At 64.7% G+C, this 21,717-nt stretch carries 23 protein-coding genes; 9 read left to right on the forward strand and 14 right to left on the reverse strand.

The features are described from left to right. Positions 1-92 precede the first annotated feature (92 nt). Entirely contained in the window at positions 93-584 is a 492-nt protein-coding gene (locus tag B5D62_RS04200) for an Lrp/AsnC family transcriptional regulator (protein WP_085932532.1), read from the forward strand. A 12-nt stretch (positions 585-596) separates the two neighbouring features. Here the strand turns inward: B5D62_RS04200 and B5D62_RS04205 are convergent, their stop codons facing one another. Together B5D62_RS04205 and B5D62_RS04210 are read right to left on the reverse strand one after the other, a co-directional pair. Then, the gene (locus B5D62_RS04205; protein WP_085932533.1) at positions 597-1,931 is read right to left on the reverse strand and encodes an ATP-binding protein; all 1,335 of its coding nucleotides are present in this window, start codon (positions 1,929-1,931) and stop codon (positions 597-599) included. Then, on the reverse strand, positions 1,928-2,641 hold the full coding sequence (locus B5D62_RS04210; protein ID WP_085932534.1) for a response regulator: 714 nt from the start codon (positions 2,639-2,641) through the stop codon (positions 1,928-1,930). The genes B5D62_RS04205 and B5D62_RS04210 overlap by 4 nt, the downstream gene beginning before the upstream one ends. A gap of 166 nt (positions 2,642-2,807) precedes the next feature. Here B5D62_RS04210 and B5D62_RS04215 point away from each other — a divergent pair, with 166 nt between their 5' ends. Further along, positions 2,808-3,614 (forward strand): MipA/OmpV family protein, encoded by an 807-nt coding sequence (locus tag B5D62_RS04215; RefSeq protein ID WP_085932535.1) that lies wholly within the window; start codon positions 2,808-2,810, stop codon positions 3,612-3,614. Between the two features lie 68 nt (positions 3,615-3,682). Here B5D62_RS04215 and B5D62_RS04220 read toward each other — a convergent pair whose 3' ends face one another. Then, entirely contained in the window at positions 3,683-4,660 is a 978-nt protein-coding gene (locus tag B5D62_RS04220; RefSeq protein WP_085932536.1) for a Bug family tripartite tricarboxylate transporter substrate binding protein, read from the reverse strand. Positions 4,661-4,683: 23 nt separating this feature from the next. Then, positions 4,684-6,174: an FAD-dependent tricarballylate dehydrogenase TcuA gene (gene tcuA / locus B5D62_RS04225; protein ID WP_085932537.1), complete on the reverse strand. Its 1,491-nt coding sequence runs from the start codon at positions 6,172-6,174 to the stop codon at positions 4,684-4,686. Between the two features lie 46 nt (positions 6,175-6,220). Between tcuA and B5D62_RS04230 the strand changes: the two genes are divergently transcribed. From B5D62_RS04230 to B5D62_RS04240, 3 genes are read left to right on the forward strand one after another with little or no spacing between them, the layout of a single operon-like run. Then, positions 6,221-6,859 (forward strand): hypothetical protein, encoded by a 639-nt coding sequence (locus tag B5D62_RS04230; protein ID WP_085932538.1) that lies wholly within the window; start codon positions 6,221-6,223, stop codon positions 6,857-6,859. Positions 6,860-6,908: 49 nt separating this feature from the next. Continuing rightward, positions 6,909-7,400 (forward strand): hypothetical protein, encoded by a 492-nt coding sequence (locus B5D62_RS04235; RefSeq protein ID WP_085932539.1) that lies wholly within the window; start codon positions 6,909-6,911, stop codon positions 7,398-7,400. 13 nt (positions 7,401-7,413) lie between these two features. Beyond that, a complete protein-coding gene (locus B5D62_RS04240; RefSeq protein WP_085932540.1) occupies positions 7,414-8,607 on the forward strand; it encodes a CaiB/BaiF CoA transferase family protein in 1,194 nt (397 codons plus the stop codon). On the opposite strand, the gene B5D62_RS04245 is transcribed toward B5D62_RS04240, so the two are convergent. The 7 genes from B5D62_RS04245 to B5D62_RS04275 all read right to left on the reverse strand — a co-directional run bounded on the left by B5D62_RS04245 (position 8,608) and on the right by B5D62_RS04275 (position 15,207). Continuing rightward, positions 8,608-9,735 (reverse strand): muconate cycloisomerase family protein, encoded by a 1,128-nt coding sequence (locus B5D62_RS04245; protein WP_085932541.1) that lies wholly within the window; start codon positions 9,733-9,735, stop codon positions 8,608-8,610. It lies immediately after the preceding gene. A gap of 65 nt (positions 9,736-9,800) precedes the next feature. Continuing rightward, complete coding sequence (locus tag B5D62_RS04250) at positions 9,801-10,670, reverse strand: phosphodiesterase (RefSeq protein ID WP_085932542.1); 870 nt, start codon at positions 10,668-10,670, stop codon at positions 9,801-9,803. 82 nt (positions 10,671-10,752) lie between these two features. After that, the gene (locus B5D62_RS04255; protein WP_085932543.1) at positions 10,753-12,063 is read right to left on the reverse strand and encodes an ABC transporter substrate-binding protein; all 1,311 of its coding nucleotides are present in this window, start codon (positions 12,061-12,063) and stop codon (positions 10,753-10,755) included. Between the two features lie 12 nt (positions 12,064-12,075). Next, complete coding sequence (locus B5D62_RS04260) at positions 12,076-12,900, reverse strand: carbohydrate ABC transporter permease (protein ID WP_085932544.1); 825 nt, start codon at positions 12,898-12,900, stop codon at positions 12,076-12,078. Continuing rightward, on the reverse strand, positions 12,887-13,828 hold the full coding sequence (locus B5D62_RS04265) for a carbohydrate ABC transporter permease (protein WP_085932545.1): 942 nt from the start codon (positions 13,826-13,828) through the stop codon (positions 12,887-12,889). Before B5D62_RS04265 ends, B5D62_RS04260 begins: the two co-directional genes overlap by 14 nt. 137 nt (positions 13,829-13,965) lie before the next feature. Continuing rightward, complete coding sequence (locus B5D62_RS04270) at positions 13,966-14,226, reverse strand: hypothetical protein (protein ID WP_085932546.1); 261 nt, start codon at positions 14,224-14,226, stop codon at positions 13,966-13,968. A 72-nt stretch (positions 14,227-14,298) separates the two neighbouring features. After that, entirely contained in the window at positions 14,299-15,207 is a 909-nt protein-coding gene (locus B5D62_RS04275; RefSeq protein WP_085932547.1) for a LysR family transcriptional regulator, read from the reverse strand. 296 nt (positions 15,208-15,503) lie between these two features. On the opposite strand from B5D62_RS04275, the gene recA reads away from it, so the two are divergent. Further along, positions 15,504-16,571, forward strand: coding sequence for a recombinase RecA (recA, locus tag B5D62_RS04280; RefSeq protein ID WP_170920778.1), 1,068 nt, complete (start codon positions 15,504-15,506; stop codon positions 16,569-16,571). 157 nt (positions 16,572-16,728) lie between these two features. Here recA and B5D62_RS04285 read toward each other — a convergent pair whose 3' ends face one another. Beyond that, positions 16,729-17,436, reverse strand: a complete 708-nt coding sequence (locus tag B5D62_RS04285; RefSeq protein WP_085932548.1) for a YkgJ family cysteine cluster protein — start codon at positions 17,434-17,436, stop codon at positions 16,729-16,731. 60 nt (positions 17,437-17,496) lie between these two features. Between B5D62_RS04285 and alaS the strand changes: the two genes are divergently transcribed. Next, on the forward strand, positions 17,497-20,151 hold the full coding sequence (alaS, locus tag B5D62_RS04290; RefSeq protein WP_085932549.1) for an alanine--tRNA ligase: 2,655 nt from the start codon (positions 17,497-17,499) through the stop codon (positions 20,149-20,151). Then, positions 20,148-20,495 (forward strand): hypothetical protein, encoded by a 348-nt coding sequence (locus B5D62_RS04295; RefSeq protein ID WP_085932550.1) that lies wholly within the window; start codon positions 20,148-20,150, stop codon positions 20,493-20,495. Before alaS ends, B5D62_RS04295 begins: the two co-directional genes overlap by 4 nt. A gap of 22 nt (positions 20,496-20,517) precedes the next feature. On the opposite strand, the gene B5D62_RS33280 is transcribed toward B5D62_RS04295, so the two are convergent. After that, on the reverse strand, positions 20,518-20,688 hold the full coding sequence (locus tag B5D62_RS33280; RefSeq protein ID WP_170920779.1) for a hypothetical protein: 171 nt from the start codon (positions 20,686-20,688) through the stop codon (positions 20,518-20,520). A gap of 171 nt (positions 20,689-20,859) precedes the next feature. Between B5D62_RS33280 and B5D62_RS04300 the strand changes: the two genes are divergently transcribed. After that, positions 20,860-21,297: a DUF2846 domain-containing protein gene (locus B5D62_RS04300; RefSeq protein ID WP_085932551.1), complete on the forward strand. Its 438-nt coding sequence runs from the start codon at positions 20,860-20,862 to the stop codon at positions 21,295-21,297. Between the two features lie 12 nt (positions 21,298-21,309). On the opposite strand, the gene B5D62_RS04305 is transcribed toward B5D62_RS04300, so the two are convergent. Continuing rightward, the gene (locus tag B5D62_RS04305; protein ID WP_085932552.1) at positions 21,310-21,651 is read right to left on the reverse strand and encodes a hypothetical protein; all 342 of its coding nucleotides are present in this window, start codon (positions 21,649-21,651) and stop codon (positions 21,310-21,312) included. Positions 21,652-21,717: the final 66 nt, after the last annotated feature.

Below are 21,717 nucleotides of genomic sequence, written 5' to 3' on the forward strand. Positions count from 1 at the left end.
CCATCTGGCCTCGCTAAGGTGCTTCCGAAATTGTCCGGTAAATAGTCCAGATAGCGCTATAGACGTGCGTCTTATGGGCGTAATATCTCGCCATGGCCGCAAGAAACGAGAAAACCTTTCAAGACGAAGGGCTGGACAAGATCGACCTGAAGATACTTAGGCTGCTGCAGGGCAACGGACGCCTGACCAATGCGGAGTTGGCGGACAAAGTCGGGGTCAGCCCGGCCACCTGCCACCGTCGGACCCAGCGCCTGTTCGAGGACGGATATGTCAGGCAGGTGAGGGCGATGGTCGATCCGGGAAAGGTCGGTCGCGGTGCGCTGGTCATGGTGGGCGTCGTGCTCGATCGTTCGACGCCGGAGAGCTTCGCCCAATTCGAGAAGGCGATCGCCAGGCTCAATTTCGTGCTCGATTGCCACCTGGTGGCCGGCGACTTCGATTACTTCCTGAAGATCCGGGTCGGCGACATGGCGGACTTCAACCGCATCCACGGCGATCAACTGATCGCGCTGCCGGGGGTCCGTCAGACGCGGACCTTCTTCGTGATGAAGGAAGTGGTCGACAACGCCCCGCTCGATTTCTGAGTCCGGTGGGATCTAGGCACGATCGCTTCCGAGTGGCCCGAAGACGGGGATCGTCAGTCGCGCGCAGAGGCCATGGGGTACACGGTCATGCAGGGTCAGGGTGCCGTTGTGATGGCGTGCAACGGTGACGGCGATCGCCAGTCCCATCCCGAAGCCGCCGACGGTTCGGCGCGCCTGGTCCGAACGGTAGAAGGGCTCGACGACGCGTGATTTCTCGGCGTCGGGAATACCCGGCCCGTCATCCTCGACCTCGATCACCACCTGGTTGGCCGGCGTCATGCGGAGCCGGACGACGATGGAGCCGCCGAACTTGACCGCATTGTCGATCAGGTTGGCGATGGCGCGCTCCAGGGCGAGGGGCTGGCAATGAACGTCGAGATGCGATGGTCCGTCGTAGGTGATGACGTGCCCGGCATCTTCGAATTGGCTGCAGATCGTTTGCACGAGAGTGGGCAGGTCGGTCAGCTCCGTCGCCTCGGTCGCACCGCCTTCGCGGACGTAGGCGATGGCCGACTCGATGGAAGTGTTCATCAGCGCGACGTCGTCCAGCATGCGCTGCTTCGAGGCGTCCTCCGCACTCTCCTCGATCCGCAAGCGCAGGCGTGTCAGGGGGGTGCGCAGGTCGTGGCTGATAGCCATGAGCATTCGGGTACGATCCTCGATCAACCGTTGGATGCGCTGTTGCATGCGGTTGAAGGCCCGCGTCGCGCGGCGAATCTCCTCGGGACCCTCTTCCTTGAGCGACGCTTCATGGGCTTCCCCTCCGAAGCGATCGGCGGCCGCGGCAAATCTGGACAAGGGAGCGACGAGGCGGCGCAGGGCCCAGCCGAGGAGTAGGGCTATGGATGCGCCAAAGAACGCAGCCATCAGAATGACGGGGAAGGCGAGCCTGAGCTGCGGATCCCGTATCAGGCGGAACGCAACCAGTTGGCCGTCGGTCAGGGCAACGATGACCGCGATGTGGGTTTTGCCATCCTCGTAGACGCCGAGAACTCTAATACCCGAAGGAAGCTGCCCCTCGACCCAGGCTTGCAGTCGTTTCGGAACATTCAGGGCTCTCTGCAGCCGCTCCGGCTTTTCGGGAATGAAGGCCGCGTTCAGTTCGTCAGCTTGATAGGCGGAGAGCAGAATTCTGCGGTCGGCAGCGGGTACAGTCTCCAGCCCGCGCAATATCGCAGCGATAGTTGCGGCATGTCGTGTCGCCATCGGCGACAGTTCGAATTCGGGCGCAACCGTCAAGATGATTGATACGATGGCGGCCCAGGCCGCGAGCCCGGCCAGCACAAGGAGGACGACGATCTGGGTGGCAATGCGATTGGTCAGGCCGAGCGCAGTCAGGACCCTCATTGCACTTCCACCAGGGGCGTGAAGATATAGCCGGTCGATCGGACCGTCTTGATCAAGGCCGGGTCGCGGGGATCGCGCTCGATCTTGGCGCGGATGCGGCTGACCAGGATATCGACGCTGCGGTTCAGCGCCTCGGTGCCGCGGCCCTGGGTGAGGTCGAGCAACTGGTCTCGGGTCAGCGTGCGCTGGGCGTGCTGACAGAAGGCGACGAGCAGGTCGAACTCGGCGCCCGTGAGCACGACGCGCGCGCCATGAGGATTACGGAGATCGCGATTGAGAGGGTCGATGCGCCAACCGGCGAAGCTCATCGGTCGGGGAGGTTTTTGGCCAGCCGCGGGTAGGGCCGCAGCCCGGCGCAAAACGGCACGGATGCGCGCCAGCAGCTCGTGCGGATCGAATGGCTTGGCAATGTAGTCGTCGGCGCCCATCTCCAGCCCGACGACCCGGGCAACCGGATCGCCGGCGGCGGTCAGCATGATGATCGGGATGGCCGAGGTTGCGCGCAGGCGCCGGCAGATGCTGAGTCCATCCTCGCCCGGCAGCATGATGTCGAGAATGATCAGGTCGATTCGTGCCGCCTCGAGGCTGCGCGCCATCGACTGGCTATCGTTCGCCACGGTCACGCGGCAACTATGCTTCGCCAGGAAGCGTGAAACCATCGTCCGTATTTCGGGATCGTCCTCGACGATCAAGACGTGAGGGCTCTGCATCGGGCGACCATTTTACACGCGGCATGCCCACTGATCGCCTACCAACTTTTATTTCTGACTGTTTCCAGCCGCGCCTTGGAAGCGTTCGGCAATAACACTCCTCGCAGTGGGTAGAGGGATCGCGCGTACAAGCGCTGCGCGTCCTTCCACAAGTACGGAACTCCCCATGCGCACTATGTCCCCGCGTACGCGTTCGTCGGTTCTCTTCCTCTGCGCGTCAATCGCTACGGAACTCGCTCTTCCCGTTACTCTCTCCGCCCAGGACCGGCAGCGCGCGACCTGGGACGTGACGCTCGGCGCGGGAGCGGCCGTCAGGCCGACCTACGAAGGCAGCGATCGGTACATCGTGTCGCCCGTGCCGTTCGTGAACGTGATCTGGAACGACACGGTCGCCCTCAATGTGGAAGGTCTCAGCGCTTATTGGCGTTACGGTAATCTGCGCGTCGGCGGCGGTCTGACGTACGACACTGGCCGGTCGCAAAGCACCGGCACCTTCCAGCAAGGAGACTATCGTCTTGCCGGAATGGGCGACATTCCGGCGGCCCTCGCGCTGAAGGCCTTTGCCGACTACAGGCTCGGCCCCGTTGTTCTCAACGCAGCGGTGAAGAAGCTCACCGCCAACGGCAACGACGGTGTCGTTCTCAATTTCGGCATGGCGCTACCGTACAAGCTGACGGAAAGCACCATGGTGCGAGCCTCCGTTTCGGCCGACTGGGCGAACCAGAGCTACATGCAGACTCATTTCGGCGTGACGGCGGTGCAAGCCGCCAACTCGGGCTATGCCCAATACAATGCCGGAGCGGGGATCCAGAGTGTCAATTTCGGCTTGGGGCTGACCCAGAAGCTTGGCGAGCACTGGGAGCTGATTGCCCAGGGTCGGGTCATGCGATTGACTGGCGATACCCAGAACAGTCCGATCGTCTTCTCCACGACCCAGGCTGTCGTGATGGGGGCGCTGGCCTATCACTTCTGACGGGCGCTTCGCCTCTGGCGATGCAAGATGCGAAGGCGCGCAACCAGGAGAGTTGCGCGCCCGCCCCGTCACTCCATCTCGACGTGGAGGTCCTTGAGCGTCTTGCCCCAGAAGGCATGCTCGTCGCGGACGAACTTGGCGAACTCGGCGCGGGTGCGATCGGGCGGCAGTTCGAGGCCATCCTTGGAAAGCGCGGCTTCCCACTTGGGATCCTTCATCGCCTCCTTGGCCTCCTTCTCGATCTTGTCGAGGATGGCGTCCGGAGTCTTGGCCGGCGCGAACAGGCCGTGCCAGCTGTTCACCACCACATCGATGCCCTGTTCCTTGAGGGTGGGTACGTCGGGCAGAGACTTGACGCGCTTGTCGCCGGTGACGGCCAGCGCCTTCAGGTTGCCGGCCTTGATCTGGCTGACCGCCGGCGGCAACGACGAGAAGTTCATGGTGATCTGGCCGCTGATCACGTCGGCCAGCGCCGGGCCGGTGCCCTTGTAGGGCACGTGGGTGATCTTGATGTCGGCCGCCTGAGCGAACAGGGCGCCGGCGAGATGGTTGTTTCCGCCCACGCCAGAGGAGGAGAAGGTGAGCTTCTCCGGATCCTTCTTGGCCAGGGCCACCAGCTCGGCCGCGGAATTGGCGGGTACCTTGGGATTGACCGCCAGAACGTACTGATAGGCCGTCGTCTGGCAGATCGGCGCCAGCGCGGCCAGCGTATCGATCGCGCCCTTCTGGATGTGCGGGTTGATGATCACGTTGGTGCCGACGGCATAGAACAGCGTCTGGCCGTCCGGCTTGGCGCTCGCGACGATGCGCACGCCCAGGCTGCCGGCGGCGCCGCCCTTGTTGTCGACGATCACCTGCTGGCCGATCAGCGGCGACATGATCTGCGCCAGTTCCCGGGCATTGATGTCCGCGCCACCGCCGGCGGCGTAGCCGACGATCAGGGTGACGGGGCCCGAGGGCCAGGTTCCTTCGGCGCGCACGGCCGAGGGGAGCAGGAGAGCGGAGGCGCTGCCAATCAGCGCGTGGCGCCGCGTGATCGTGGTCATGACGTGAAGTTCCCTGTGATTTTTCAGTTCTTGCCAGAAACGTAGCGCCCGGCGGAATCGCCGGCCAGCTTGCCCAGCACTGCGCCGGAGACCAGGCCCGTGCCACCCGGGTAGTTGTGATAGAAGAGTCCGCCCACCAGCTCGCCCGCCGCATAGAGGCCTGGGATGGGATGACCATCGGTGCTCTCGACCGCGCCGTCGGTGGTGATCTTGAGCCCGCCGAAGGTGAAGGTCAGGCCGCAGGTCACGGCATAGGCTTCGAACGGCGCCGTATCGATCGTGTTGGCCCAGTTGCTCTTCGGCACGGCGAGGCCGCGCGTGCCGCGACCATCCTTGACCGCCGGATTGAACGGCACGTCCGTCATCACGGCGGCGTTCCATTCCTTGATGGTCTTGAGGAACTGCTGCTCGTCGACACCTTCGAGCTTCTTGGCCAGTTCCTCGATCGTATCGGCGCGCACCTTGGTCACGCGCTTGATGCGGTACTCGTCGCGCAGCTTGTCGAGCACCTTGGAGTCGAAGATCTGCCACGCGAACTGCTGCGGCTGGGCCAGGATCACCGCGCCGTACTTGGCATAGGTGTAGTTGCGGAAGTCGGCACCCTCGTCGACGAAGCGCACGCCGTTGGCGTTCACCATGATGCCGAGCGGGTAGGAGTGCTTCTGGAAATTGTCGCCGACATCGAGGTCGCCGAACTGCGGGGCGTTCATGTCCCAGCCCACAGCATGGCCGCCGGACCAGTTGCCGTGCGGCATGGCGCCGACCGCCAATGCCATGTTGATGCCGGCGCCGGTGTTGAACCGCGTGCCGCGCACCTTGGCGAGATCCCAGGTCGGGCCGAGATAACGCGTGCGCATCTCGGCATTGCTCTCGAAACCGCCGCAGGCCAGCACCACGGCCTTGGCGCCGATCCGGATCTTGCGGCCCTTGTGGCGGGCGATGACGCCGCGCACGACGCCATCTTCCTCGATCAGCGACACGGCCGGCGTCTCGTAGTGGATGGGAATGCCGGCCTTGACCGCGGCCTTGTGTTCGAGATCGACCAGTCCCGGACCGCCGCCCCAGGCCTCGACGGCCAGCCCGCCCCAGAACTTGTACTTGCCGTTCACCTTGAAGGCCTGCCGGCCGTAGGAGGGCTGGAAGCGCACGCCCTTGGAGCGCATCCACTTCAGCGTCTCGAAGCTGCGGCCGATCAGGATGTCGGTGAGCTCCGGGTCGCAGCGATAGTTGGTCACCCGTCCCATGTCGTCGAGATACTGGTCGGCCGAGTAGCTGCCGAAATCGACATCGCGCTTCTCGTCCTCGGTCAGGTCGTAGAGCTGCACCAGGTCGTCGACCCCGTGAAAGACCACGCGCATGGCCCCGGCGGTATAGGTGCTGTTGCCGCCGCGCTCGGCTTCCGGTGCCGCCTCCAGCATTGCCACGGAGGCGCCGGCTTCCCGGGCCGCCAGCGCCGCGCACGCGGCTGCATTTCCGGCCCCTACAACCAGAACATCGACCTGAAAATCGTCCACGCACTGCTCCTCGATTTTGGCCCCAATTTTGCGCTAGGATATCGCAATGGGTGATCGTTTCGACCGTCTAAGCGTCCGCCATGTCAATGTCGAGGCCCTCCTGCGCAGGCCCGGCATCGGCCATAACAATGGCCCGATCTTCGACATGTCATGGGAGGCCTGGGTTTGGCGCCGCGCCACGGCCAAGGCGTGGAAGACGCCGAGCCCGGAAGTCGCGAAGATGCGGGTGCGACGGGCCGAGCGGCTCGGGATCACCTACAAGGAACTGACCTCGGCCCTGATGGATTCCGGCGCCAACCTGGGCGCCGCGGTCCTGCCGCTCTCGCTCGCGGCCCGGGTGCGCCGCGGACCGAAGGGCGAAATCGTGGTCGAGCCGCGCAATTCCGTCGCGGCATTGGTGGGCAAGTTCGTCGGGCGGCTATTCCTGCTGGGCGATATCGATGCCGTTCCGGGGCTGAGTGACGCCGAACGCACGGAGTTCCTCGCCACCGTGAACCGCGCCTTCGACGGCAAGGTCGAGGCGATCGGCTGGGGCCATGACGGCAAGGCCATACGCGCGATGCTGAAGGCCAACGCCGTGCCGCATCAGGAGGCTTTCATTGTGGGTGCCGGCATGGGCCATCGGGTGCTGGGCGAGGCCGCCGGCCTGCCGCTCGTGAAGGATATCGAGACCTGGTTTTCGTGATGTTGGTCGCGGCACATCCGCGGATCTGAACGCGGCGTGCTGTTCGCCCATGTACCAGCCGCGGACGCCCGGTTATTCGAAGTCCAATCAGACGATGCGATGGAACCTGCCTGATCGCGTCTTCTTCGCCTGCGGTGCCTGTCACATCCTCGCCTACGCGTTCCTCGAGCGTTACGGCGATGCCGACTATCAAACGCTGTGGATCAGGCCGGCCGCCGGTCATATCGGCAATCACATCGTCATCGCGACCGATGCGTGGGTGTTCGACTTCCACGGATATTCCGACAGACAAACCTTCCTGCGGCACACCTGGAAGCGTGCCCGTCAGCGGTGGCCGGGATGGGACGCGGCTTTGGTATTGATTCCCAAGGATGTCCTGATCTCGGAGGCACGATCGCGCCAGTACGAAGGTTTGTGGCTTCGGGAGCCGCATCAGTTCCTGCACGATGCCTTGCCGCGTGCCCGCCGATATGTCGACCGCTTCCCGGCGCCAAGGAGTGCCGGCAAGCCAAGAGCACAGCTGCAGACGGCGCAATCGTAAGGTAAGGAGGGCCATGGCTTCATCCATTGAACCGCCTCTCAAGGGCGTCCGCGTCGTCGAACTCACGCACACCATTCTCGGGCCGTCCTGCGGCATGATCCTGGCCGATCTCGGCGCCGAGGTGATCAAGGTCGAGCCGGTCGACGGCGATCGCACGCGCAAGCTGCGCGGCTTCGGCGCCGGCTTCTTCGGCTACTTCAACCGCAACAAGAAGAGCCTGGCCCTCGATGCCGATTCGCCCGAGGGCCGCAAGGTGCTGGAGAAGCTCCTCAAGTCGGCCGACGTGCTGATCGAGAATTTCGCGCCCGGCTCGATGGGCAAGCGCGGTTTGGGACCGGAGCATCTGGAGAAGATCAATCCGCGCCTCATCTACTGCGCGCTGAAGGGCTTCCTGCCCGGGCCGTACGAGAAGCGGCCTGCGCTCGACGAGGTCGTGCAGATGATGGGCGGGCTGGCCTACATGACGGGCCCGAGCGGCCGGCCGCTGCGGGCGGGGACTTCGGTGGTCGATATCATGGGCGGCATGTTCGGCGCCTTCGGCACCGTGCTGGCGCTGAAGCAGCGCGACCGCACCGGCAAGGGGGGGCTGGTCGAGAGCGCGTTGTTCGAGTCGGTCGTGTTCCTGATGGGCCAGCACCTGGCCATCACGGCGATGAACGGCGCGCCACCGCCGCCGATGCCGGAGCGTGTGTCGTCGTGGGCGGTGTATGAGGTGTTCAACACCGCCGACGGCCAACAGGTCTTCATCGGCATCACCAGCGACGGGCAGTGGAAGCGGTTCTGCGAGTTCTTCAAGCAGGACGATCTCGCCGCCGACCCCAAGCTCGCCACCAATAATCTGCGCATCGAGGCGCGACCCTGGCTGGTACCCAAGGTGGCGGAGGTGTTCAAGCGCCACACCAAGGACCAGCTCGAGCAGTTATGCCTGGAGGCCGATATCTCCTTCGCACCGATCGCGCGGCCACAGGATCTGTTCGACCATCCGCATCTGCTGGCCAACGGCTCGCTGGCGCCGACGACGCTGCCGGGCGGCGTGCAGACGCGCCTGCCGTTGCTGCCGTTCCAGATGTTCGGCTGGAGGCCGCCGCTGGTCAGCAATCCGCCCGAGATCGGCCAGCACAACGACGAGGTGCTGGCCGAGATCGGCTACGACGCGGCGGGGATCGCGAGTCTCAAGGCAACGGGAACGCTCGGCCCCAAGGGTTGATCAACGTTCCGCGAGGATGCGGGCGTTTGCCCGCACCGAGTGATCGCTGACCTTGATGCCGAGGCCTGGTCCGTCGGGCACGACGACATGGCCGTCGCGGTTGGGGACCTTCTCCTCCAGCACGTCCTCGGTCAGCACCCAGTGCGGCATGTAGAACTCGCAGCCGAGGGAGATACCGGGCGTCGCGGCGATCAGATGCGTGCCGGCGGCGAGGCCGATGCCGCCTTCCCACAGCGTGCCGCCATAGCCGGGCAATCCGGCGGTGTCGGCGATGGCCATGATGCCTTGCGCCTTGAACAGGCCGCCGGCCTTCATCAGCTTGACCGAGATCGCGTCGGCGGCCTGGAGGCGGACGATCTCCATCAGGTCGCGGCTGTCGAAGCAGCTTTCGTCGGCCAGGATCGGCGTGTCGAGGGCGGCAGCGAAGGACGCCATCGCATCGAGATTGTTCCGCGGCACCGGCTGCTCGATGAAGGTCGGGGCGAAGCGGTCGACATCGCGCAGGATGCGCATCGCCCCGAACGGCTGGAGCGCCTGGTTGTAATCCAGCCGCAAGTCGACCGTGTCCCCGAACTCGGTGCGGATCGCTTCGAGATGGGCGAGGTCTTCCTTGTGCGGCTTGACCCCGGTCTTGACCTTGTAGATGCGGTTGCCGGACGGAACCATCTGCCGCATGCGGTCGAGATCGGCCGCGAAATCCGGATCGGCGATCGAGAAGGAGAGCGGGATCGTGTCGCGCACGCGTCCGCCCAGCAGGTCGGCGACGGACAGGCCGGCGGCCTTCCCGACGATGTCCAGCATCGCCGTCTCGATCGCGACCTTGGCCTCCATGTGCCCGACCAGGGCGCGATCCAGTTCGGCCATCAGCGCCCGCACGCGACGGACCGGCTTGCCCAGAAGGAGAGGGCGCAGATAAACGTCGATAGCGGCAAAGGCGCCCTCGGCGGTGCCGGTGAAGACCTCCCACGGCGCCGCTTCGCCCCAGCCGACGAGGCCGTCGCTGGCCGTCAGCTCGAGCAGCACGCGCTTAACCGTGCCCTTGACGTTCCCGACGCCCTGAAGGCGGGCCATCTTGATCGGGCTTTCGATCAGAAACAGCCTTACGCGATCGATTGTCGGGCCACTCATACGCTCTCTCTCCACCGTGTCAGGGCGTGACCATACCCAAACACGGCGGGGAGAGTGAGGGCGAACTAGTCGCGGCCGGAGGCGTGGGTGAGCGGGGCCGATTCCTTGTCGCCGAACGCCGGATAGTCCGGATCCAGCAGGAACGGATACGGGCCCGCGAACGCGCCGATGAAGGCCGTGTGCGTGATCACGCCCGCGCTCGGCTGCCAGAGATGGAGATGGTAGCCCGGCGGCTCCATCGTGAAGAGGGCGTCCTCGTGCGGCTGCAGGTCGAGCAGGACCTGATGGGCCACCGACGGTGCGACGCTGCCGATCGTGCCGGCCCAGCGGATCTGGATCGAGCGATGGTGATGGCCGCAGGCGACGCGCTCGACATTGGGATGGCGGCGCAGCAGCTCGGCCATCGGATCGGCATTGCGGCAGTTGATCGAATCCATGTGCTGCAGGCCGGTCGGGAAGGGCGGGTGGTGCATGAAGATGAAGGTCGGCCGGTCGGGCTGCTCGGCCAGCCGTTCCTCCAGCCAGGCCAGGCGCGCCGCATCCATTTCGCCGTGGCCCTTGCCGGGAACGACCGTGTCGAGCGCGATCAGGCGCAGCGGCTGATCCTCGACCGTGTAGTGGAGGAACTCGCCGTCTGGCGGCAGGTAGCCGTCGCCGGCAAAGACCTTGCGCAGGTTGTCGCGGCGATCGTGATTGCCGGGCACCAAGTAGACCGGCATGGAGAGCGGCGCCAGGATGTCGCGCAGCAGCTCATATTCTTCCGTCAGTCCGCAGTCGGTGAGGTCGCCGGTGGCGATGACCGCGTCGGGCCGCCGCGGCTGCGCCAGGAGGGAGGATACCGCGGCGCGCAGCATGGCTTCGGTGTCGACGACGCCATAGGCCTTCTTGCCCGACGGCCGGATGTGCATGTCGGTGATTTGGGCGATCAGAGTCATGGTGATGTTCCTGTCAGGCGGATCGCAGCTCTTCCGGCCGCTCGTGATTCCTGAGCGGCCGGAAGTCCAAGGTCCAATGAAATTACGGCAGCTTCAGCGCCGTCTGATCGACATAGGGCTTCATCAGCGCGTCGGCATTGCGCTGGGCGTCCTTGATCGCCTGCGGTGCCTTCTTCTTGCCGTTCAGCACGGCCTGCATCTCGTCCTCGAGCGCCTTGCGCACGGCCACGGTCTGGTAGGTCGCGAACCAGGGCTTGGCGTAGGGCAGTTGCTCCAGCGCCACCTTGGCGTCGGGGTTCTTGGCGATGAAGTCCTTCATCTCCGGCAGGTCGTAGGACGACTTGCGCGGCGCGAAGTAGCCGGTGAAGCGGCTCCAGCCGGCCAGCGTCTCGGCCGAGGTCAGCCACTTGATGAACTTCCAGCCCGCCTGCTTCTGCTCGTCGTTCAGGCCCTTGAACATGACCAGCGAGCCGCCGCCGATCGGCACGGCGTTGCGCACGTTCCGGGGCACGAAGGCAACGCCGTAGGCCGCCTTCATGTTGTCGCGGACGAAGGAGAGGCTGCCGGTCGATAGCAGAACCATCGAGGTCTTGCCGGCCAGGAAGTTGGTGGAGACGCCGCCCGCCTCGACCACGCCCTGCTGCATCACCTTGTGCTTGAAGACGAGATCCTCGACGAACTGGGCCGCGCCCAGCATCGTTGGCGTGTCGTAGTAGACCTCGCCGCCGTACTCGTCGTTGAAGTACTGGCCGCCGTTCGACATGGTCAGCGCTTCCATCAGCCAGCCCATGTAGTCGTAGCCTTCCGGCATGCCGAAGCCGTAGCGCTCGACGCTGTCGCCGTTGCCCTTGGTGAGCTTCTTGGCATCGGCCACCAGCTCGGCCCAGGTCTGCGGCGGCTTCTCCGGATCGAGACCGGCCTCCTTGAAGTGATCCTTGTTGTAATAGAGGAGCGGCGTCGAGTTCTGGTACGGCACCGCGTAGAGCTCGCCGTCGACGGTCGCGTTGGCGTGCAGGGCCGGCCAGAAATCGGCGAGGAATTGGCCGCGCGTCGTGCCATCGGTCTTGAGCATGGGCTCGAGCGAGATGAGATCGCCGGAAAGCTTGAGGTCGAGCACGAAGTTGGCGCTCATCAGCACGACGGCCGGCGGCTTGCCGGCGCTCGCGGCGGCCTGGGCCTTGAGCTTGGTGTCGTCGTAGCTGCCGGTATAGACGGCGGTGACCGACACATCCTTCTGGCTGTCGTTGTAGACCTTGACCAGCCGGGTCATCTCGCGCGCGAGCTTGCCATCGACCGGTACGGGAAAGAAGAAGTCGATCTTGGTCTGGGCACCGGCGAGGGCCGGCGCCAGCACGGCCAACGCGGCCGTGGCCAGAGAGGGAAGCCAACGCATTTGTGTCTCCTGTTATCCTTTGAGGCCTGAGAACATGAAGCTGTCGACGAACTGCCGCTGGAAGACGGCAAACAACGCCAGCAGGGGGAACATCACCAGCAGAGTGCCGGCGGCGAGGACGCCCCATTCCTTGCCGCCTTCGCTGCCCAGGGCGAAGGAGGCGAGTCCGATGGTCAGCGTCTGGGTGCGCGGTTCGTTGAGAACCATCAGGGGCCACAGAAACTCGTTCCAGTGCGCCATCAGCGAGACCAGCGAAAAGGCGACCAGGGCCGGCTTGGCCATCGGCAGCAGCACATGCCACAGCGTCTGCCACCAGTGGGCGCCATCGATCACCGCCGCTTCCTCGAAATCGCGCGGGATCTGGCGGAAGGTCTGCCGCATCAGGAAGGTGCCAAAGGCGGAGGCGAAGTAGGGCGCCATCACCCCCAGCAGGCTGCCATAGAGTCCGAGATCGACCACCGTCCGCAGGTTCGGCACGATCAGGACCGGCGGCACCAGCATGAGCTGGAGCAGGAACAGATAGAAGATCAGGTCGCGGCCGGGAAAGGAGAGCCGGGCGAAGGCGTAGCCCGCCAGCGAGATGGTGACGATCTGGGCCGCCAGGATGCCGAAGGCGACGATTGCCGTATTGAGGTAGTAGAGCGCGAAGTCACCGCTCTCGAGAGCGTCAGCAAAATTCCGCAGCGTCGGCTTGTAGTCGGGAACGAGCGACGCCATGCCGATGCCGGCCCCGGCGTCCGGGCGGAACGACGCCACCAGCATCCACAGGAACGGTGTCGACCAGAGGAAGACAACCGCCAGCATCAATCCGCCGACGATGAGGCTAGCTCGCCGCATGCGATCCCCGTTCCATCGTCTTCAGCGAGACGACCGACAGCGCCAGGAGGAAGCCGACCGACAGGACACTGGCTGCGGCAGCCTTACCGGCGGCGAAATTCTCCGCTGCCTGTTCGAAGATGTAATAGAGCACCAGCTTGGTTGCGTTGCTGGGTCCGCCCTTGGTCAGAACGATGACGTGATCGACCTGGGTCAGGGCATTGATCAGCGCGATCACCAGCACGAAGGCGGTGGTCGGCGCCAGAAGCGGTACGATGATGTGGCGCAGCCGCTGCCAGCCATTGGCGCCGTCGATGGTCGCGGCCTCGAGCACTTCGCCGGGCATGGTCTGCAGGCCGGCGAGATAGAAGAGCATGTAATAGCCGGCGTTCTTCCACACGGTGATGCCGACCAGAGACCACAGGGCGATGTCGGGATTGCCGAGCCAGTTGGCGCCGCGCAGGCCGATCTTGGCGAGGTAGTAGTCGAACAGGCCGACGCCCGGCAGGAAGATGAAGAAGAAGAGCGAGGCGGCGGCGACGAGCGGCACCATCGACGGGAACAGCAGCAGCGCCCGCATGACCGAATTGAACCGGCTCGAGTGCTGCAGGGCGAGCGCGAAGAGAAGGCCCAGCGCCATGCTGATCGGCACGGTGGTGGCGGCATAGAGCAGGTTGTTGACGACTGACTGGAGGAAGGCGGCGTCCGAGAACAGGCCGATGTAGTTCTTGAGGCCGACGAACAGGCTCTCGCGCGAGCCGTGTATTTGCTCGTGCAGCGAATCCCAGATCACGCGCACGACCGGCAGGTACGTGAAGGCTGCCAGCAGCAACAGCGACGGCGTCAGGAGAATGAAGGGCAGCGCCCGTCGTCCCAACCGTCTGCGCGCAAGGCGCCGAACCGGGCGGAGGTCGTCCAGAGGGGGCGCCCCCGTGGCGATGCTGCTCATCGCTGACCCGCTACTGTCAGCCGATGATGCAGCAATTTCATTTATGTTACAGAAACGTTACTTCCGCTGCGCGGGCGGGGACAAGTGCGCTTGCGACTTGGTCGTCGCCGCTTTCTGGCCTGCTCTCTGACGATCCGTCACAGACAACTGGCCGTGATCAACGGGGTAACCGGCCGTTTGACGCTTTGGGCTAGAGGCGGTGCCGCGGCCCACGGAGCATTGGCTTCCGCGGTCTTGGTGGCCGGTGGGCCGACGACCTTGCTCGTACCGGTGGTGACGACGGCGCTGACTGTGAGCGCGATCACGAGGAGGGTCGCGACGAAATCAACGGCGCTTCGGCGGGGCGGGATGACGAAATCCTGCCATCGGTAATGATCTGGTTTCATGCGCGCGACCATGACCGCCGAATGAGGACAGGAGAGGGCGAGCCGCGGCGCGCGCCATCAACTCTTGATGAGGCACCTGTGATGCTACAGCGACCGTGAAAGTCGCGTCACGAGGCTGCGCAGCCAGGAATGTGCGGGTTGATCGTCGACGCGACGGTGCCACAGCATGGCAACGGTGAGTCGCGGCGAGGTGAAGGGAAGCGCGACGACCTCGAGAGGGACTCTGTCGGCGAAGACCAGGGCGGCACGCTCGGCCATCACCGCGACCATGTCCGATTGCGCCAGGATACCCGCCGTTGACAGCAGCGGCGCACGAAGGGCGATCCGGCGCTCGAGGCCGAAGCGTGCCAGTTCGTCGTCGATGAACTTCGTGCCATCGCCTGTCGAAGACAGTTCCAGATGCGGCAGGGTGGCGAGGCTCGGGACGTCGATGGTTTTCCGGGACCTCAGGAGCGGATGGTCCCGCCGCAGCACACAGGCAAAGCGATCCTCGAACAGGCGCAGGTCGGAGAAGCGTTCGGCCGGAGCCGCGAGGCTTCCAAGCGCGAGATCGATGTCGCCGCGATCGAGCTGTTCGGCGATGTTGATCGTGCCGCTGGGCCGCAGATCGAGCGTGACGAAGGGCGCTTCGCGCGACACCGTCGCGGCCAGCGCCGGTGCGATCACCAGGGCGGCGTAATTGTTGACCGAGACGACGAAGCGACGTTCGACTTCGGCGGGCTCGAAATCCCGCGCGCCATCCAATGCCGCGCGCAGATCGGCAAGAGCCTGCCGGACGGATGGAGCCAGGCGTTCGGCCTGGGGCGTGGGCTCCATGCCCTCCGGCGTGCGGACAAAGAGGTCATCGCGCAGCGCCGTCCGCAAGCGGGCGAGGGCATGGCTGACCGCCGGCTGGCTCATATTCAGCTTCTCCGCCGCGCGGGTGGCGCTGCGTTCCTGCATCACCGCGTCGAAGACGACCAAGAGGTTGAGGTCAAGCCGCCGCCAATTCATGGCCAAGCTGGTTGATCGATTTTGGCCGGCAGGTCCAGTCGGCGCGTGATCTCCGGCGAGAAGACGCGACCGGCGGCCAGACGGTCGCCCTAAGATCAACGGTTTGCCCGTCTTTCACAAAAGGCTGTGGCAGGGATGGGAACATATCTAGAACTTGTGTCAATAAATTTAATTCTCTCAGCGAGTTATATGCGCCCTTGCCGATGAGAACAAAATGCGTACAGTGACCTTGTTCCCCGATAGACTTATCCGCATTGCCGCTCCGGACGCGGGCGTGGGAGAAGAGGAGGCAGCCAATGTCGGCAGCGCTGAAACTGGTCGAGAAAGAGGGCATGGAGAACAAGAACAAGGCGCTCGATGCTGCCCTGGCGCAGATCGAACGCGCTTTCGGCAAGGGATCGATCATGAAGCTCGGCCAGCGCGAGGCGCTGGAGATCGAAGCCATATCGACCGGCTCGCTGGGCCTCGATATCGCCCTGGGCATCGGCGGCCTTCCCAAAGGCCGCATCGTCGAGATCTATGGGCCCGAGAGCTCGGGCAAAACCACGCTTGCGCTGCATGTCGTAGCGGAAGCCCAGAAAAAAGGCGGCGCTTGCGCCTTCGTCGATGCCGAGCATGCGCTCGATCCGGGCTATGCCAGGAAGCTGGGCGTCGATATCGACAATCTTCTCATCTCCCAGCCCGATGCCGGTGAGCAGGCGCTTGAGATCGCCGACACGCTGGTTCGATCGGGCGCGATCGACGTGCTGGTGATCGACTCGGTGGCGGCCCTCGTGCCGCGAGCCGAGCTCGAAGGCGAGATGGGCGACGCGCTGCCGGGCTTGCAGGCCCGCCTGATGAGCCAGGCGCTCCGCAAGCTCACGGCCTCGATCTCCAAGTCGAACACCCTGGTGATTTTCATCAATCAGATCCGCATGAAGATCGGTGTGATGTTCGGCAGCCCGGAGACGACGACGGGCGGCAATGCCCTGAAGTTCTATGCCTCGGTCCGCCTCGATATCCGCCGCATCGGCGCGCTGAAGGACAAGGACGAGGTGGTGGGCAACGCCACGCGCGTGAAGGTCGTGAAGAACAAGGTCGCGCCGCCGTTCAAGGTCGTCGAGTTCGACATCATGTATGGCGAGGGCGTCTCGAAAACGGGCGAACTGATCGATCTCGGCGAGAAGGCCGGGGTGGTCGAGAAGTCGGGCTCCTGGTTCTCCTATGACGGCCAGCGTATCGGCCAGGGGCGCGAGAACGCCAAGAACTACCTCAAGGAACATCCCGAAATCGCTCAGGCAATCGAGCAGAAGGTCCGTGCCAATGCCGGCATCGTCGCCGATGCCTTGATGGATGGCGGCAAGGACGACGACGAGGACGAATAGATCGTCGCGACCGGATTAGGACTGGCCTCTGTCTCCCTCCGGTCCGGGGCGGTGCTGTTCCCCCACGCGCAGCACCGCCCAACTCTTTTTCAGAACCTGATGGTGCTCACCGTTTTCCAACCGTTAATAAACGGTGAAAACGGTGGGCTGCCCCAGTCTAGTGTCCCGTCATGCGGGCGACGAAGCGCTGGATCCATTCGGGGCCGGTGCGTCGTCTCGCATGGGGCGGGGTTCTGCGTCCCCGCGCCAGGAGCATGGCCAGCGGGAACCAATCGTCGGTCTCGTCCTGGAGGCCGCGCGCCGCCGACGAAACTTTGGGCACTGGCACCGGGGTGACATCGGCCTGCGCCGACCCGGCACAAAGCTCGGCGGCGGAGGTGACCAGGTATTCCCGGCACACAAGCGGCCGCTCGGTATGAATGGAGCAGCTTTCCTCCTCCAGGAATGGACAAGGCACGCGCAGAGCGAAGTAGGCGGAGGAAAGTTCGCGATCGCTGCGGCCGGCTCGATCGGCCAATCCTGCCTCCCGGATCTTTTCTTCCGCGGCGGCAAAGCGCGCCTTCAGCACCTGCCGCCGCTCGGCCGGCATGGCATCTACCAGCACCAACAGTCTTTCACCTTCCGTGCGGGAAACCGGCACGAGCTGCCGGCAGCAGGCGCCGCAGCCTTTGCGACAGGAGATGCTTTGTCCCTTGTGGACGACCTGATCCTCGGCTGCGGCTACGACAGCGTTGACCAGTTGCTGCAGGGCCGGCACCACGGCCGCCGCCGGAACCGGCGCGCTGGGCACCGTGATGGGGTGGGCGATGCGCAACGGACCAACCGCGAGGCGCAAAGTGGCCGTGACTCGGCCAGAATCGACCATGAAACCGCTATTCCCCTGTTATGGACTTGAGCGACGCACGCACGCTACAAGGATTGCATTATGGCAAGCGTCAGCGACATCCGTCGTACATTCCTAGAATACTTCCACAAGAACGGCCACGAGATCGTGGACTCGAGCCCGTTGGTGCCACGCAACGATCCCACGTTGATGTTCACCAATGCCGGCATGGTCCAGTTCAAGAACGTGTTCACCGGTCTCGAGAAGCGGCCCTATGCGCGCGCGACGACGTCGCAGAAATGCGTGCGCGCCGGCGGCAAGCACAACGACCTCGAGAATGTCGGCTATACGGCTCGGCACCACACCTTCTTCGAGATGCTGGGCAACTTCTCGTTCGGCGACTATTTCAAGGAACGGGCGATCGAACTGGCCTGGAACCTGATCACCAAGGAGTTCGGCCTGCCGTCGGACAAGCTCCTGGTCACGGTCTTCAGCGAGGACGAGGAGGCGGCGGGTTACTGGCGCAAGATCACCGGCTTCCCTGATTCCAAGATCATCCGCATCCCGACCTCGGACAATTTCTGGGCCATGGGCGATACCGGTCCGTGCGGGCCATGTTCGGAGATCTTCTATGACCACGGCGAAGGCATTCCCGGCGGACCTCCCGGCAGTCCCGATGCCGATGGCGACCGTTTCATCGAGATCTGGAACCTGGTCTTCATGCAGTTCGAGCAGCAGACCAAGGAACTGCGCGTGCCGCTGCCCAGGCCTTCGATCGATACCGGCATGGGGCTGGAGCGCATCGCCGCCGTCCTGCAGGGCAAGCACAACAACTACGACATCGATCTGTTCCGCGCCCTGATCGAGGCGGTGGCGCACGAGACCGGCGTCGACCCGAACGGTCCGCAGGCCGCTTCGCACAAGGTCATCGCCGATCATCTGCGCGCCACGTCGTTCCTGATCGCCGACGGCGTGCTGCCCTCGAACGAGGGGCGGGGCTATGTGCTGCGCCGAATCATGCGCCGCGCCATGCGCCATGCGCACATCCTCGGTGCCACCGAGCCCGTGGTCTACAAGTTGGTGCCGACACTGGTGCGCGAGATGGGCGACGCCTACCCCGAACTCGGCCGCGCCCAGCCCTTGATCACCGAGACGCTCAAGCTCGAGGAGACGCGCTTCAAGAAGACCCTCGGCACCGGCCTCAAGTTGCTGGAGGACGAAACCAAGGACCTTCCGTCCGGCGGCACGCTCAAAGGCGATGTGGCCTTCAAGCTGTACGACACGTTCGGCTTCCCGCTCGATCTGACACAGGACGTGTTGCGAGCCCGCAATATCGCGGTCGATAACGCAGGCTTCGAGAAGGCCATGGACGAGCAGCGTGCCAAGGCGCGTGCGGCGTGGGCCGGCTCCGGCGAGACGGCCGATCAGGCGATCTGGTTCGACGTTCGTCAGAAGGTCGGCGCAACGGAATTCCTCGGCTACGAGACCGAGCGGGCCGAGGGCAAGATCACGGCGATCGTCGTCGACGGCAAGGAGGTCTCCTCGCTGAAGGCGGGCGAGACAGGCTGGCTGGTGGTCAACCAGACGCCGTTCTACGCCGAGTCGGGCGGCCAGCTCGGCGACACCGGCCGCTTCGTGGCGGCAGGCGGCGAGGCGGAGATCGCCGATGTTCACAAGATGGTGGGGGACCTGCACGCGCATCACGCGAAGGTCGCCAAGGGCGAGATCAAAGTCGGTGACGAGGTCTCCATGACGGTGGACGCCGTCCGCCGCGCCCAGCTCCGGGCCCATCATTCGGCGACGCATCTTCTGCATGAGGCCCTGCGCCGCCATCTCGGCACTCACGTCACGCAGAAGGGCTCGCTGGTGGCGCCGGACCGGCTGCGGTTCGACATCAGCCACACCAAGGCCATCTCGCAGGAGGAACTGCGCCGGATCGAGGACGAGGTGAATGAACGCATCCGCCTCAACAGTCCGGTCGATACCCGGCTGATGACGCCGGAGGAGGCGATTGCCGCCGGCGCCATGGCCCTGTTCGGCGAAAAGTACGGCGACGAGGTCCGCGTGCTGTCGATGGGCGGCGTCAACGGCGAACGCTATTCGATCGAGCTGTGCGGCGGCACGCATGCCCAGCGCACGGGTGATATCGGCCTGTTTCGCATCGTCGGCGAAGGCGCGGTTTCCGCCGGCGTGCGACGCATCGAGGCTTTGGCCGGAGCGGCGGCGGAAGAATACGTCCGTCACCAGCTCGACCTCCTGAGCCAGTCCGCGGCCGCGCTGAAGGTACGGCCCGAGGATCTGCCGTCGCGTCTTCAGTCGCTCGTCGACGCGCAGCGCAAGATCGAGCGTGAACTTGCCGATGCCCGCAAGGCGCTGGCCCTGGCCGGTGGCACCGGCGGTGCTGCGGCAGCGGACGAGATCCGCCAGGTCGGGAAGGTGAAGATGATCGGCCGGGTCCTCAACGGTGTCCCCGGCAAGGACCTCAAGGCGATGGCCGACGAGTTCAAGAAGAAGCTCGGTTCGGGCGTCGTGGCGCTGATCGGGGTAGACGAGGGCAAGGCCTCGGCCGTTGTCGGCGTCACCGACGACCTTTCCAAGACCCTGAGCGCGGTCGAACTGGTCAAGGCCGGCGTCGCGGCGTTGGGCGGCAAGGGCGGGGGCGGGCGCCCTGACATGGCCCAAGGCGGCGGTCCGGATGCCACCAAGGCGAACGATGCCTTGAAGGCGATCGAAGGGGCGCTGGAGGCGGCCAAATGAAGTACGGCATCGCTTTGGCGGTGGCTCTGGCGGCGGTCGGACTGCTCAGTGGCTGCACCCAGCCGTCCGACGACGCCCGCGCCAAGAACCCGGATAAATACGATCGCGATCGGTCGGACTGCCAGGCGCAGGTCAACGACTACATGAAGACACGCCGCCGCGTGGACAGCTCCCGTCAGGACGTCTTCCGCGGCGAGCAGGACCGGTTCGGCCAGAGCGCACTGCCGACCCAGATGGACAATTATTCGGACAACAAGGCCAGCGACCGCGTGATGGCCAATTGCATGGAAGCCAAGGGCTGGGCCCAGCCGGCACGGCCCTGGTGGGATCGGATCGGCCGCTAGCCGGCCGGCCGCGGCATCTCCGTTACTTTTTCTTCTTGTCGTCCTTGGTCTTGTCGTCTTCCGGATCGCGGTCAGGCGTGGGCTCGCTTAGCGAGACCGGGTCGCTGGCGGGAAAGCTTTCCGCCAGGGCTTCATCGAGCTTCTTGTCGACCTTTTTCTTGGTCTCGGAGGCGGCTGACTTCTTGGGGGACATGGTCTCTCCTGCATCGGTTCGAGGGCAGGTTGCCGATGGTGTGCAATCCCGTCTTCAGGCAACGCGACACTGCCGTTCCGCGTTGCCTCGGCTGCCTGGTTCCACGATTCCGCCGCCAAATCGCCGGAACGCGGACCGACGATTTGCCTCCGATACCAGGGAGGAACCGCCATGACCCGAAGTCCTTTGCCGTTGTTGTTGGCGTTGGCTGTGGGCGCCTGCGCCTCGGTGCCGATGGCCGATCCCCAGGCCGACCAGGAAGGAAAGCGATTCGATCCGCCGGCGCCCGGCTCGGGCACGGTCTACGTCTACAGGCCGGGCTGGATGGCGCTCGCCAAGACAGTCGATGTCGGCGTGGCGGGCGGCTACCACGCGGAGTTGGCGTCCAATACCTACTTCCGGCTGGAAGGTCCGCCCGGCCCCATCGACCTCATGTGCAAGACCGACAACACCGCCGAGCAGCAGATCGACGTCAGCGCCGGAGAGACGCGCTATGTCGAGGTCGCCATGAATCCCGGTCTTTGGGCACCCCGCTGCTCCATCAAGGAAGTATCTCCGAGCGAAGGGCAGGCGGCGATCCTGCGTTCGAAGCGCGTCATCCCGCAATAACGGGAACGGGCGTCAACGCGCCTGGGCGCGGGCGTTCAACACGTAGGAGGTCGCCTTCACCACCGCATCCTTGCGGACGGCATCGGTGATGTGAAGTTCGCCGCTGCGATCCATGGTCGACATAAGCTGGATGAGCTTGTCGTTCTGGGCGGTACAGGCTGAGGCCGCGGCCCGGCCGATGGCTTCGGCGGGAGACCGGCGGTCGTCCAGAGAGACCGCCTCAGTCGATAGGCAATTGTCGCGAATGACACGTTGCTGGTTGATGGCTCGGGACAGGTGACCATCCTCGTAAGCGGGAGCGCAGGCAGCCACGCAAAGCACAGCCAACACGGCAGTCGACGATAGAAAGCGCATGGCTCCTTCTAGAGCGTTTGGCAGGTCTTTGCCAACACCCTGCAGGGGATAGGCTCGGCCGCCATC

Source organism: Enhydrobacter aerosaccus, assembly GCF_900167455.1.
Lineage (GTDB): Bacteria > Pseudomonadota > Alphaproteobacteria > Reyranellales > Reyranellaceae > Reyranella > Reyranella aerosaccus.